The sequence below is a fragment of the Lichenicola cladoniae genome (assembly GCF_013201075.1).
GTDB classification, from domain to species: Bacteria; Pseudomonadota; Alphaproteobacteria; order Acetobacterales; family Acetobacteraceae; genus Lichenicola; species Lichenicola cladoniae.
Window position 1 is genome coordinate 1,836,509 of sequence record NZ_CP053708.1, and the last position, 13,120, is coordinate 1,849,628.

13 protein-coding genes are annotated in these 13,120 nt (G+C 64.4%); 3 read left to right on the forward strand and 10 right to left on the reverse strand.

Translation table 11 applies throughout. The features are described 5' to 3' along the window. Positions 1-216: 216 nt before the first annotated feature. Positions 217-867, forward strand: a complete 651-nt coding sequence (locus HN018_RS08495; protein WP_239479265.1) for a DNA-3-methyladenine glycosylase family protein — start codon at positions 217-219, stop codon at positions 865-867. Positions 868-1,086: 219 nt separating this feature from the next. Here HN018_RS08495 and HN018_RS08500 read toward each other — a convergent pair whose 3' ends face one another. The 4 genes from HN018_RS08500 to HN018_RS08515 form a co-directional block, all read right to left on the reverse strand. Further along, positions 1,087-1,344, reverse strand: coding sequence for a hypothetical protein (locus tag HN018_RS08500; protein WP_171835963.1), 258 nt, complete (start codon positions 1,342-1,344; stop codon positions 1,087-1,089). Next, entirely contained in the window at positions 1,341-1,973 is a 633-nt protein-coding gene (locus HN018_RS08505) for a hypothetical protein (protein WP_171835962.1), read from the reverse strand. The genes HN018_RS08500 and HN018_RS08505 overlap by 4 nt, the downstream gene beginning before the upstream one ends. 250 nt (positions 1,974-2,223) lie before the next feature. Beyond that, entirely contained in the window at positions 2,224-3,021 is a 798-nt protein-coding gene (locus tag HN018_RS08510) for an alpha/beta fold hydrolase (protein ID WP_171835961.1), read from the reverse strand. Then, positions 3,018-4,058 (reverse strand): NAD(P)H-quinone oxidoreductase, encoded by a 1,041-nt coding sequence (locus HN018_RS08515; protein ID WP_171836042.1) that lies wholly within the window; start codon positions 4,056-4,058, stop codon positions 3,018-3,020. The genes HN018_RS08510 and HN018_RS08515 overlap by 4 nt, the downstream gene beginning before the upstream one ends. 160 nt (positions 4,059-4,218) lie before the next feature. On the opposite strand from HN018_RS08515, the gene HN018_RS08520 reads away from it, so the two are divergent. Both HN018_RS08520 and HN018_RS08525 read left to right on the forward strand, forming a co-directional pair. Further along, positions 4,219-4,425 (forward strand): hypothetical protein, encoded by a 207-nt coding sequence (locus HN018_RS08520; RefSeq protein ID WP_171835960.1) that lies wholly within the window; start codon positions 4,219-4,221, stop codon positions 4,423-4,425. Positions 4,426-4,683: 258 nt separating this feature from the next. Further along, positions 4,684-6,465 carry a chloride channel protein gene (locus HN018_RS08525; RefSeq protein WP_408886790.1) on the forward strand — a complete coding sequence of 594 codons (1,782 nt, stop codon included), beginning with the start codon at positions 4,684-4,686 and terminating at the stop codon, positions 6,463-6,465. A 20-nt stretch (positions 6,466-6,485) separates the two neighbouring features. Here the strand turns inward: HN018_RS08525 and HN018_RS08530 are convergent, their stop codons facing one another. The 6 genes from HN018_RS08530 to HN018_RS08555 all read right to left on the reverse strand — a co-directional run bounded on the left by HN018_RS08530 (position 6,486) and on the right by HN018_RS08555 (position 13,114). Continuing rightward, complete coding sequence (locus HN018_RS08530) at positions 6,486-7,988, reverse strand: oligosaccharide flippase family protein (protein WP_171835959.1); 1,503 nt, start codon at positions 7,986-7,988, stop codon at positions 6,486-6,488. Positions 7,989-8,075: 87 nt separating this feature from the next. Continuing rightward, entirely contained in the window at positions 8,076-9,209 is a 1,134-nt protein-coding gene (locus HN018_RS08535) for an AGE family epimerase/isomerase (RefSeq protein WP_171835958.1), read from the reverse strand. Between the two features lie 299 nt (positions 9,210-9,508). Further along, complete coding sequence (locus tag HN018_RS08540) at positions 9,509-10,348, reverse strand: glycosyltransferase family 32 protein (RefSeq protein ID WP_171835957.1); 840 nt, start codon at positions 10,346-10,348, stop codon at positions 9,509-9,511. A 105-nt stretch (positions 10,349-10,453) separates the two neighbouring features. Continuing rightward, entirely contained in the window at positions 10,454-11,590 is a 1,137-nt protein-coding gene (locus HN018_RS08545) for a glycosyltransferase (RefSeq protein ID WP_171835956.1), read from the reverse strand. Between the two features lie 532 nt (positions 11,591-12,122). Further along, complete coding sequence (locus HN018_RS08550) at positions 12,123-12,470, reverse strand: DUF3147 family protein (protein WP_204259760.1); 348 nt, start codon at positions 12,468-12,470, stop codon at positions 12,123-12,125. Next, entirely contained in the window at positions 12,470-13,114 is a 645-nt protein-coding gene (locus HN018_RS08555; RefSeq protein WP_171835954.1) for a GNAT family N-acetyltransferase, read from the reverse strand. The genes HN018_RS08550 and HN018_RS08555 overlap by 1 nt, the downstream gene beginning before the upstream one ends. Between the last annotated feature and the right edge of the window lie 6 nt (positions 13,115-13,120).

Here is a 13,120-nt window from a genome sequence, read left to right on the forward strand (position 1 = left end):
GATCGCCCGCGGCCCTGATTGCTCGCTACGACGTTCTGTGTGCCGACGGTCCCGCCCTGGTCGGCTCCGGCTTCAGGCCGCATTGTGGCAGTTGGCATCCCGCTTCGCCACCACCTGCGTGATCGGATGAACGACGTGTCATCGAAGCGTGTCCCGGCTGCACGTCCGGCACCGGAACAGGCCCCGCGATCGGTCGATGCGGCGCGGCGACACCTGATGGCAGCCGACCCGGACCTGGCCGCGCTGATCCACCGGATCGGGCCCTGCCGGTTGAAGGTCGACCGCAAGCCGGAGCCGTTCGAGAGCCTGGTCCGCGCGATCGCCCACCAGCAACTCCATGCCCGCGCCGCCGGGGCGATCCTGGGACGGCTGGTGGCGCTCGCGCCGGGTGCGGCCTCAGCCCCGGATGCGTTCCCCGCCCCGGACGTCCTGCTGGCGCTGAGCGACGAGGCGGTGCGCGGATGCGGCTTCTCCGGCTCCAAGACCCGGGCCATGCGCGCGGTCTGCGACGCGACCCTCGCCGGCATCGTGCCGACGCGGCGGCAGGCGATGCGCCTGTCGGACGAGGCGCTGATCGAACGGCTGGTCAGCCTGCGGGGCATCGGACGCTGGACCGTGGAGATGCTGCTGATCTTCAGCCTGGGCCGGAAGGACGTGATGCCGGTCGACGATTTCGGCGTGCGCGAAGGCTACCGGCTGATCAAGCGTCTCGAGATGCAGCCCAAGCCCCGGGTACTCGCCGGGATCGCTCAGGCATGGAGCCCGCATCGCTCCGTCGCCGCCTGGTATCTCTGGCGCGCCTCGGACGAGGGCAAGCCGGCCGCGAAGAGGCCTAGACCGGCCAAGGCTTATAAAGCGACCGGCTGAGACCGGCTTGAAGCCAGGACGCGCCGATCTTGGAAACGCCCTGGTCAAGCCTCGACACGCTCTCGGCCGCAACGCGACGATAAGCAACAGGGCCTTGTCGGCAGCGGCTTCTACATCAGCGACAGCTCCATGGCTCATACACAGCGTGCGGTTGGCCTCTTTGGTTCGCGTCCGAAACAGAATGTCTATCGCACGGCCGGGTTTAGCTCTTACGGGCCGCTACGACCGGGGCATACGCATAAGTTGGCCGGCAATCAGCAACACGATAATTAGAGCCACCCCGATCGGCACGGTCCAGAGGATGATCCTGCGGGCCACGTAGCGCCGCGTCCCTCGATCGCCATCCGGCAGCAGCAGCGCCCATGCAAAGAGGAGAGCAAGGCCGACGACCTTGGTGACCATGTCCCCGGACGTGAGCCCGAGGATCTCCGCACCGATCGCAGCATAGCCCAGGGCCCCGACATACAGTCGTCTCAACGGAGTTTGCGGCGCTGGCTCTCGAATTGATATCTGTGCCATGTGCGGACCTTGTCGATATCGTCGATGGGGTTGGTCGTCGGGATCACGTGCTGCAGCAACGCCGAGCCAGCCGCGACGGCAATGCTCTTGGTAATCGCCGGGCCGCCAAGCGCCGCAATAGCGGTTCCAGCAAGGGCTTCTTCTGGGACCAAAAGGGTGACGCCCGCACCGACGGCAAGCGTGCCGATTGCCGAAAGAATATACCCGACAGTGTCGCGTATTACCGAGGGCGGCGTGTAATCGGCACTGTCAACCTGGCCGCCAAAAAGCATCTGGCAATGCTCCTGCCATTGCTGCTGAGTAAGACAGAACGGATAGTCCCCGGGTGCGCGCAGCATGGCATGCTTGGTCTGGATCACCGACTGCGCATAGATCGACCATGGCCTGCGCCGCGCGATGCTGTCGAGTGCGGCGTTGAACCATTGGCGGTAGGCTGGCGATGCCCAGCGGTAGAGAGTCAGACCGACCCAGAAGCCTCGCAAGGCGACCGCGTCCGGCGCGGGCGTGATCCGCACAGCGATGCCACCGATACCCCAGTCGGATTGACGCAGAATGAGGTCGAGGTTCGCGTCGTTCAGCGCGGTCATATGGCCTGTTTCCGTTTTCCTGAACTAGCATTAGCTTCTGGTAGAGAGCGTCGCCTAATCTCCGCAAAACTGCACGTTAATGAGTCAGGTCGCAATTTTACACCGCTGGAAGCCGCGCCGACCCCCCTAGAACGACACAGCTTGATGCGGTCGTTGCGTCGCTTTCCATGCGAGACAGCTGCTTGAAAAACGCTGCATCGCTGGCGATTGCCGGCTGAAGTGTCATGGCAACGGTGAGGCGACGACCAGCCTAGCCCGGAAACGCCGCGGTGAAATCCTCGACCAGTTGCAGGAAGCGGGCAGGGTTCTCGACATGCAGCCAGTGCCCGGCCTTCTCGATCACCTCGAAGCCGTGGTTCGGGAACAGCCGTCGCATCGCCGGATGGTCCTCGGCGCGGATGTACGGGGACGTCTCGCCGGCAAGGAACAGGGTCGGCCCGTCATAGCTGTGCCCCTCGGGGATGTAGGGCCAGCCTTCGATGTTGGTCATCGAGTCCACGATCTCGGCCAGCCCGATCACCCAGCCCGGGTTCTCGCCCAGGCGCAGGTTCTGCAGCATCAGGTTGCGGATGTCCGCATCTTGTATCGCCTCCAGCAGCATCTCGTCGGCGGCGGCGCGGTTCAGGTAGGACGGGAACTCGATCCGCAGCATCGCCTCGCCGAGCGTGAAGCTGCCATGCCCGGTCCGCGCCGGCGGGATGTCGGCGATCAGCAGGCTGCTCACCGCCTCGGGCCGGCTCAGTGCCAGGGTCATCGCCGCCTTGCCGCCCATCGAGTGTCCGACCAGCGTGGCCGGTAGCGCGTCGTGCTCGGCCAGCGTCTCCATCAGGTCGAACGCCATGCTGGTGTAGTCCATCTGGCCGTGCGGACTGTCGCCGTGGTTGCGCAGGTCGATGGCCAGGGTGCGCCGGGTGACCGCCAGCCGGCGCTGGAAATAACCGAGATTGCGTGCCCGCCCGAACAGGCCGTGCAGCAGGACGATCGGTGGCAGCGTGCGGCTGTTCGGACCCTCGGTGTCGGGTCCGCGCGAGACGACGTTCAGCTTCACACGTTGACGTCCATCGAGTGGTCCTTGGATGCGGGATCGGAGAGGCTGAGGATGATCTTGCCGGCGTGGCTGCCGCTCTCCATCAGCGTATGGGCTTGTGCCGCCTCCGTGAAGGGCAACACCTTGTGGATCAGCGGCCGCACCGTGCCCGCATCCAGCAGCGGCCACACGTTCTGCCGCAGCGCCTCGGCGATCTCCGCCTTGAACGCGGCGGTCCGGGGACGCATCGTGGTGCCGGTCAGGGTGAGGCGGCCGCTCATGATCCGGGCGAGGTCGAGTGTGTCCGCCTTGGCTCCGCCCTGCACCGCCACCAGCACCAGCCGGCCGAGATCCGCCAGGCTGGCAAGGTTCCGCGACAAATAGGGCGCCCCCATGAGGTCGAGGACCACGTCCACCCCCCGCTTGCCGGTGAGGGTGGCGATACGCTCGGCGAAATCCTCGTCGCGGTAGTTGATCGCGGCCTCGGCACCGAGTTCGAGGCACAGGGCGCATTTCGCGGCCGAACCGGCGGTGGCGAACACCCGCGCCCCGAAGCTGCGTGCGAACTGGATCGCGGTCGAGCCGATGCCGCTGGTGCCGCCATGCACCAGCACGGTTTCCCCGGCGGCCAGGTGGCCGGTGCGGAACAGGTTCGACCAGACGGTGAAGTAGGTTTCCGGCAGCGCCGCCGCACGGACCGCATCGTAGCCTTCCGGCCAGGGCAGGCACTGCAACGCCGGGGCCACGCAGTATTCGGCATAGCCGCCGCCATTGACCAGCGCACACACGCGGTCGCCGACCTGGACCGGATCCAGCCCGGCACCATCCGCCGACGGCACGACCGCCACGACGATCCCGGCGATTTCGAGCCCGAGTACCGGGCTCGCACCCTGGGGAGGCGGATAGGCGCCTGCGCGCTGCATCACGTCCGGTCGATTGACCCCGGCCGCCATGACACGAACCAGGACCTCGCCCGGACGCGGGGACGGCAGGCTGCCGGTCTCGACCCGGAGCGTGTCCGGCGGTCCGCCGGCGGCATCGTGGGCGATGTAGCGCATCGTGGAAGGTAGGGTCACGGCCTGTTCAGCTCCGGCTTCGGTGGTTGGCTGGTCGCGAGGTCGGTCGACCCGGTTGGACCGAGACCGAAACTGTCCCGTCCCGGACGGCTTGTCACCACACCGGCGCACCAGATGCTCACGGATCATGAAGGAGACCGTCATGCGGCATGTCCAGGACCGCAACCGCTTGCCCCGTGGCGACGCGTCGGCGAGCGGCCAGGAACCACCACCGCCGCCGATGCCCGATCACGATCCCGACGGTCCGCCGCCGCTCGGCGATCCGCCGATGCCGATCCCGGTGCCGCCATCCCCGGGCCCACCGCCGATGCAGGTTCTCGGCAGGGCGATGCAGGAAAGTCGCGCCTGACCGCATTCGGTCGGTGGCTGGTCCCGCAGGCCAGAGAACCGTTGCACTGACCGGGTACACTCTTCAAAAGTCGCAGGGGCAGCCGCACGACATCAGGCGGTGCCTCGCGAGGCTGTCCCGGTGTCCGGTTCTCCACCCCTGGTCCCATCCACCGCCATTCCGGGCGAACGCACGGGTCGGAGCGATCCGGCCGCGGGCAAGATCGACCTGTTGACCAGTCCATCGGCGCCGCATCTTCCGGACAGCCGGCAGGCCGCATTGCGCGCCGGGATCGCGTCCCAGGGAGCCGCCGTCAAGGGCTGGGTGCTGCATGCGCCGCTGACCCTCCGTGCGCTCGTCCGCACCGACGAGATCTGGCTGGCGGTGCTGGCCGCCTTCACCGGAGTCCTCGGCGGCCTGCTCGTGGTCGTCATCAACTCGATCACGCTGCTGATGCATCGCGTGCTGTTCGCGCTCGACAATGACGGGCGCCTGTCGGGGCTGGGCCAGCTCGATCCGGTGCGTGCGGTCCTGGTGCCCACCATCGGCGGGCTGGTGCTCGGGTTGCTCGGGTTGCTGCTGGTGCGATACGTGCCGGGCCGCCCGGTCGATCCGATCGAGGCGAACGCGATCTATGGCGGCCGCATGTCGATGCGCGACAGCCTGGTCGTGATGGTCCAGACGATCCTGTCCAATGGCGTCGGCGCGTCGATCGGGCTGGAAGCCGGCTACACCCAGATCGGCTCGGCGCTGGCATCGAAGCTCGGCCGCTCGTTCCGGGTCAGGCGGCAGGATCTGCGCGTGCTGGTCGGGTGCGGGGCGGCCGGCGCGATCGGTGCCGCCTTCGATGCGCCGATCGCCGGCGCGTTCTACGCGTTCGAACTGGTGATCGGCACCTATTCGCTGGTCAACCTGGCCCCGGTCACGCTGGCCTCGATCTGCGCCATCCTGGTGACCCACGTGCTGGGCAGTGCGGCCCCGTCGCTGCAGATCGAAGTGCCCGTCGCGATCGGCGGCACCGACTACCTGCCGATCCTCGCACTCGGGGTGATCTCGGCGCTGGTCGGCATCGCCATCATGCGTGCGGTCACGCTGTCGGAAAGCATGTTCCGGCGGTCGGCGCTGCCGGTCTGGCTCCGGCCGGCGGTCGGCGGGCTGATCGTCGGGCTGATGGCGCTGATCACGCCCGCGGTGATGTCCTCGGGTCACATGGCGATGCGGCTCGGCCTCGATGCGCAGTTCGGGATGCAGCAGGTGGCGGTGATGCTGGTGCTGAAGGCGGTGGCATCGGCCGTGTCGATCGGCTCCGGATTCCGCGGCGGCCTGTTCTTCGCGTCGCTGTTCCTGGGGGTGCTCACCGGCACCCTGTTCGGCGACCTGCTGGCGCTGGTGACCTCCAACCCGCTATCGCCGGTGATCTGCGCGCTGATCAGCATGAGCGCACTCGCGGTCGCGGTGGTCGGCGGCCCGTTGACCATGGTGTTCCTGGCCCTGGAATCGACCGGCAGCCTGCCGCTGACCAGCGCGGTGCTGGCAGCGTCGGTGGTGTCCTCGCTGACCGTGCGCCGGACCTTCGGCTATTCGTTCGCCACCTGGCGCTTCCACCTGCGGGGCGAAAGCATCCGCAGCGCGGTCGATATCGGCTGGATGCGCAACCTCACCGTCGGACGGATGATGCGGCGCGAGGTGCGCACCATCCGCCGCGACACCTCGCTGGCGGCGGTGCGTCGCGACTACCCGCTCGGTTCGGCCCACCGGATCATCCTGGTCGACGAGGCCGGCGCCTATGCCGGGCTGGTGCTGGTGCCGGAACTGCACGGCTCGGAGGAAGACGTCACCCGGCTCGACCAGCTCGTGCATTACCCGAATGTCATGCTGCTGCCCCAGATGACGGTGAAGGAAGCGGTCGCCCTGTTCGAATCGGCGGAAGCGGACGCACTCGTGGTGGTGGACGACGCGAACACGCGGCAGGTGCTGGGCGAGCTGACCGAGCAGTACGCGCTGCGGCGCTACACCGAGGAACTGGATCGCACCCGGCGGGAGCTGTCCGGCGAGCGGTGATTTCGCTCGCCGGGATGCCGTCAGACCGGCAGGAACCGTGACCGGATCCCCAACTTGGCGGCCAGGTGGCTGAAGCGCCCGGCGATCTGCAGAAAGACGTCGCGCCGTACCGCGTAGAGGACCACCGGATACAGGATCCCGCTCAGTGCCGTGATGACCACGACGCGAGCCATGTTGGATTGCGAGATCAGCGGCAGAAGCGATGCCCCGTAGGCGATCAGCGTCGTACTTCCGGCCAGGAGCAACGGCACCAGATACAGCTCGAGAACCTGGCCGATGCGAACGCCGCCCTCGCGCAGGATCAGGATCGAGCAGATCGGCGGATAGATCGTGTAGTAGACCACCACAGCAGCGGCCACGCCGATCGCGCCGTCGATCTTCCCACCCAGGATCACCGCACCGAAGAACAAGGGTGCCGAGATCGACGCATAGATCAGTGCACGGCCGAACTCCCGGCGTGCGCTCAGGAGCGCGCCGGTGATCCAGGATACCGCATCGAATGGCAGACCGATGCTGAGCAGTTGGACGATCGGGATCGCAGCCAGCCAGCGCTTGCCGAACAGCAATTCCAGACCGGGGCCGGCCAATGCCGCCTGCAGGAAGCAGAACGGTACTACGAGATAGGACAGCAACCGCGAGGCGCGCAGGGCGGCCTCGGCCTGGCGTGCCGGGTCGCTGCGAAGCTGCGCCAACGCCGGAAACAACACGTTGGTGAAATTACCGGCCAGCATACGGACCGGCTGCACTGAAAACCGGAACGCGAAGTAATAAAGACCGACGACATTATGCGAGGCGATCAATCCCAGCACGATGTAGTCGCCCTGGTTGACGAACTCGACGATGGTGCGCGAGGCAAACACGATACTGCTGTTGCCGAGCATGTACCAGAGCTGTATCGGCCGGAACCGACGCCAGATGACCGGTGGTGCCTTCCAGCAGAACAGGACCGCCTTGATCAGCGCCAGGATCGGCACCGGAATTACGAAGCTGTATGCGCCCAGTCCAGCCCAGGCGAGGATGATGGTGCCGAACTGCAGCGCTGCGATCTCGAACGTGTTGTAGGCTGCGAGAAACCGGAAGTTCATCGCGAGCCTGAGCTGAACCATCGGCACGTTCGCCAGAGTCCGGATCGGCATCGCGAGTGCCAGGATAACGATCAAGCCGACGATGCTGTGACTGTGGTAGATCTCGGCGGCGAAAGGCGCAGCCACCATCATCACCACCATTCCGATGATGCCGAGCGTCAGGCTGATCCAGAAGGCTGGAGCAGACCACATCCGCATGGTCCGCTGCCGCTGAAGCAACACGTCGTCCACGCCGAAGCTGACCAGTACCTGGGCGATGCTGGTGACCGTGTTGGCGAGCCCGATGATGCCGAAATCCGCCGGCATCAGCAGCGCGGCCAGGAACAGCTGGGAGACGAACCCTAACACGCGGGCGCTCAGGCTCTGGGCGATCAGCCAGATGACACCGCTGGTCGCTGCACGACCGAGACTCGTCTGACCCGGAACCGTTTTCGTCACGCTTGCGTCATCATGTGCTGCTCTCGTTATTTCTCTGTGTCGTCGATCGACCGTTCATCACCTTAAACGTCGGCCAGTGCGAACGTTTCAGGCCGGGTGGGCCGACCGCGCGTAGCGTAGCACTTCCTCGAACGCGACAACGATGTGGTAGAAGGTGCTGGCGGGTACGACGTCGGACGTCTGCCGTCCGGCCTGGTCGAACTGGTCGATCCACAAGCCTTGTGTTCCGGTCGCGAAGTAGGTGTCGAGGACAGCGAGGCTCAGCCGGGCTGCAGCATCGTGCTGGCCATTGACGAGGCAGCTCTTGATCAGTTCGGTTTGCGGCCAGATGCGGCGGCTCGGTCGCGTCTGGTGTCCGGACCGGTCGCACTCGTCGACGGCATAGCCCTCGCTACCGAGCCCATGCGCCAATCCCCAGCGATGCAGCGCGCCGGCCTCTTCGATCAGGTCGCGTCCATCAAATCCCGCAAGACGGTAGAGCAGCCAGGACCATTCGAAATGATGTCCCGGCTCGACGATCTCACCCATGGGCGGCGGCGCCAGCTGGAACCCGGCCGTGAAGAACTCCCCCAGGATCCCGCTCGCCCGGTCGAACAGGGAGGCCGCGAACACATCGGCAATCCGGTTTGCCCGGTCGAGAAACTGTTGTTCGCCGGTCAGCTCGAACCAGGCCAGTAACGCCTCGAGCAGGTGCATGTGGGGGTTGGACCGGCGCGGCAGGCTGGCCGGCACCCCTTCGCGGACGCTGCCATCGCTCGGCTCGGTCAGGGATGTATCGATGAATGCCAGGGTGTGGTCGGCGAGCTGTCGCGCGTTCGGCAGGCCGGCACGCGCAGCACCATGAAGTCCGAACAGGAGGAAGGCCTGGTCGTACGTGTCGCGAAGGGTGTCTTGTGGCGAGCCGTCGGGGCCCAGCAGATGGATCCAGCCGGGCTGTGCATCGATCCCCCAGCCATACGTCTCGATCGACGCGAGCGCGTGGCGGAGGCGGGGAAGTGCCGCCGCATGCCCGGCTTCAACGGCTCGCGAGAAGGTATAGAGCTGGCGTCCCTGCACCCGCATGCGACGCGATACGATCTCGTCGGGCTGGCCGGAAAAATCCAGCTGTTCGTAGAACAACCCCTTCGGATCGAGCCCGCGGTCGATCCAGAGCGGCCAGGCATGTGAAAACCAGACCTCGATACGATCTGCTGCCTGCTTGAGTAACTCGCTAGCTGCCATGCGTCGCCGCTCCGCCTGATATGATATCCGCACTGCGGTCCGCGGACACTGGCGTGGCCCGGGCCATTACCGTCCCGTCGGTTCGAAAAAGCCCTATCTTGATATCCCGCAGCCGCGGCACTGGCCAGCTTTCGATCCTGGTCCGAAGAGGGAACAGATTGGGAACCCGCGCCAGCTGTCATTCGCCCTTGTTTCCAGCCGAAACGCGTCGAAATTTTGGCACGTTAACAAAGACCGGCGTGACTGAAGCGAGCCGCGGCAACCAGCCGCACCCGCGTCGCTCTCCCAATCGGGGGGCCTCAGCCTTTCTTCAACAGCTTCCTGAATGAACGGCTTAGTTGATACGCCCAGTTCATCACGGCGAGACCGTTCGAAAGCCGAACGACCGACACTTCACTTGTCGAATAATGCGCCGCGAAGAAGCTCTTATGTCCATCGCTCGGCACGATACTGTAATCCAGGCAAATAGCCGCCTCGTTCCTGATGATCTTGCACGGAAACTCGTTGATGATCGGCATGATCGTAAGGGTATACATGAGCGGGCCTGTAAGACGCATGACCCCGACCTTGCCGGTCCCGTGCATCCAGGGTCGGTACGAGTGGATACCTTCGAAGATTGCAACGAGGACTGCGTGCAGGAAGGGATGTCCAGGGGCGGCAATGACGTGCCATTGCTGCAGTTCACCGCCAGGAAATTGAGCGACCTGAGGTTTCAGGCCAAATCCCTCGTATCTCTCCCCCTTCTGGTTGCTCCATTGAGAGGCAATAAAATGCTCGTCACCATGAATAACCTCGTCGATCGGACACGAGAAGCTGCTTTTGATGTCGAGGTAGATCCCGCCGATCTTGTAGATGACAAGATATCGAAACAGGTCGGCTCGCGCCGCGCCATAGGTCGGATCGATCCGCAGATAGGCTGCCAGGACTCCATCGCCGTATTGGCTGAGAATGAACGCCTCGACGGCCTCGTCATCGTAGAACCGATGCTCCCACCCAGGGTTCTTTTCCTGAAGCGCAGTCACGTTCTGCTGAAGCGCCGCTGGCAACTCGCGGGTACCAAAGGTCTGGTGAATGATCCTTGGAATCGTTGTGCCGATCGGAACGTTTCCAAGCAGATGGCTAAAGCGTGATTGTATCATCGTTCCTCGCAACAAAGATGAAAATCGGCTCGCTATTTCATCGTTCGATTCTAGTGCGGTTCTGCCGCAAGGCCCAATTTCGCCGAAAGCTATACCTAACCGCGCTTACCGCCGTATTAGTTTCTTGATCCTGTTCTTGACAGCATCCGAGACGGCAATCCGAAATACGATGCGCCCAACCAGTCTGGGCCACTGACGGCGCGGAACAAGACGGAAGGCGTCCTTGATCCTGCCCTCTATAGCCATCCGGATTCCGGCCGACAGAATTCCCTCCTCGTAAGTGTCATAGAACCGTCGTGATCCGACGTCCCCGTCTCTCTGGGGAACGGAGAGAATATAATCTACATCCGATGGTGATGGCTCGAATGGCCGGTAGTAACAAGTTTCGACAAGTTTCGCGGCCATCGAGGAGAAGAACCACGGCCTTTCATCTTCTCTCATGATGGGCTCGACGACACGATACAGGTCGATCAATTCATTCTTGGAGTCGATACTCGTCTGCAGCTCTCGCGTGAATTCCACATCAGGGAGATTGCTGCGTGTCCGCTGCGCCGATAGGGCAGAAAGCTGCGTCCAGGCCGACATGCGGCGACCGGAAACGATCGACTGTGATGAAATCGAGTCGGCATGAATCCTGTAATCGCCAAGCACTTCCGGCATGATATGGAGTTTTCCAAACTTCATCATGCGCCAATAGAGATCCGTATCCTCCGCCACCGTAAGCAGTCGATATCCGCCCGCTGCCAGGAATGTAGCTCTGCGCATCATCAGAAGTGGCTGCAGGATATAGGGCTCGTTCGCCGGTAGAGCCGCATCATCTACGAGCGCCATATCCTTGGCGCGCGTCGTAGTGCCGATGGGCTTGCCGCCCTCGTCGATATGACGGGCCAGGGCACTGACCGCTACGCAATCCTCATTGGCGAGGAGGTAGGCCCGTTCCATCTCGAACCGGTGTGGATACGAGATGTCATCGCCATCATGGCGGGCGACGAGCGGAGCGGTGCATAACAGCATGCCGGCGTTTACAGCCGCGACGATGCCGGCATTCTGCTGATACTGGTACAGGATGCGCGGGTCATTTTCCTGCGCCTTTGAAATGATCGCCCTGGTATCGTCGGTAGAGCCGTCATCGATAATGATGATCCGGATATCGTCGATCGTCTGGTTCTGAATGCTCGTCAGTGTTTCATCCAGATACTTTCCGGCATTAAATACCGACATGACCACGTCTATTTCAGCCACAGAAAATCTCCTCGCGACGTGTCACACTTCGATGTAGGTGCCGCACCTGGCTCCTGTGCCTGGTAATCGTCGCGTAAACGAGCCCACGTCCGGCGAGGGCGATGCGGACGTCGCGTACCGTTGGCGTCCGCGTGGTGGCCAGCTTATTCGGCAGCGACCGGGCCGAAACACAGGCTGGCATCGCCACATCCATCATCGGCGTCATGGAATATCCTTTGCGTCGATCTGTCTCGGCCCTGCTGATCTCCAGGACGTCTCGTGGGTTGGGTCCCGCAAACCGTTTACCATGCGGAAATGCCTGGTCGCAAAACCCTCAGGAGTGGCATTGCCATCCTTTGCAAATCACGCTGTCGAACGGTCATGGGCAAAGGTGCGTGAAACGGATCTCGACACCTTTGCAGTCCGTGACCACCTTAACGTGATCCAGAGCGTCAGGATGCGGCTCGCTGTAAGACGGCGTGAAGAGCTTGGCGACCGACCTGAGTACGGATACGAAGCCCTGACCCCGCGATGCCCTGGCCCGGCCGGGCAGCTAAAGCTCGATCCCGAGCTTCGGCGCCGCCCAGCTCACCGCAAGATACAGCACCACCGTCAGCAGGCAGCCCAGCAGCAACGCCGGGTAGAACGGCATCCCCGCGCGCAGCAGGGCCGGGATCAGCAGGAACATCGGCAGCGACGGGACCACGTACCAGAACGTCGCGCCGACATGGGCCTCCATGCGGGCGCGGTCGTGGGTGTCGCGCCAGAGCCAGATCATGCCGAGCACAGAGATCAACGGCAGCGAGGCGACCAGCGCCCCGACCGAGGGGCTCCGCCGGGCAATGGTGGAGACCGCGGCGATCAGCAGGCCGGACAGCACCGCCTTGAGGATGAAGTAGATCATCGCCCGGTCCCGGCTTCCCATCGAGCCCGGTCGAGCACCAGCTCGTATTCATGGGCAGGCGCACCATCGAAGACGTCGCCGTCCTCGGTGCGGCCGACGATCTCGAAGCCGAGCCCGGCCAGCAGCATCAGCGACGCATCGTTGCGGGTATCGACGATCGCGTCCGCCTGCTGGCATCGGTAGCGGTCGAACAGGCAGCCGAGCATGCCGGTAATGGCCTCGGTGGCGATGCCCTGCCGCCAGAACGGCGGAAAGATCATGTAGCCGATCAGCGCGGTTCCGGTATCGCCACCGTCGGCCAGCGTCGCCTGCACGAGCCCGAGGCAGCGTCCGTCGATGTCGCGACGGATGATCCAGTTGCACCAGAGATCGGCACCGTCCGGGGATCGGCCGGTGGCGATCTGCCGGTAGCGCGCCTGCAACTCGTCGAGGTCGGCAGGCGGCTGGTCCGCCATGAAGCGATAGAGGGCGGGGTCGGCGAGGCCCTCGAACATCTCGTCCGCATGTCCGACGCGGAGAGGTTCCAGCGTCAGCCGGACGGTCCGTAGTGGCGGGGGAAAGCGTGGCGGGGAGGGCGGCAGGGATTTGTCCCGGACCGGAGGGAAGGGCGCCGCCAGGCCGATCGGCCCGGGGCGCCCCATGATTCA

Excerpts from the sequence above, each read along its gene's own strand:
- HN018_RS08495 (WP_239479265.1), top strand. The coding sequence starts at position 217 with ATGGCAGCCGACCCGGACCTGGCCGCGCTGATCCACCGGATCGGGCCC.
- HN018_RS08505 (WP_171835962.1), bottom strand. The coding sequence starts at position 1,973 with ATGACCGCGCTGAACGACGCGAACCTCGACCTCATTCTGCGTCAATCC.
- HN018_RS08515 (WP_171836042.1), bottom strand. The coding sequence starts at position 4,058 with ATGCGCTACATCGCCCACGATGCCGCCGGCGGACCGCCGGACACGCTC.
- HN018_RS08520 (WP_171835960.1), top strand. The coding sequence starts at position 4,219 with ATGCGGCATGTCCAGGACCGCAACCGCTTGCCCCGTGGCGACGCGTCG.
- HN018_RS08535 (WP_171835958.1), bottom strand. The coding sequence starts at position 9,209 with ATGGCAGCTAGCGAGTTACTCAAGCAGGCAGCAGATCGTATCGAGGTC.
- HN018_RS08540 (WP_171835957.1), bottom strand. The coding sequence starts at position 10,348 with ATGATACAATCACGCTTTAGCCATCTGCTTGGAAACGTTCCGATCGGC.
- HN018_RS08555 (WP_171835954.1), bottom strand. The coding sequence starts at position 13,114 with ATGGGGCGCCCCGGGCCGATCGGCCTGGCGGCGCCCTTCCCTCCGGTC.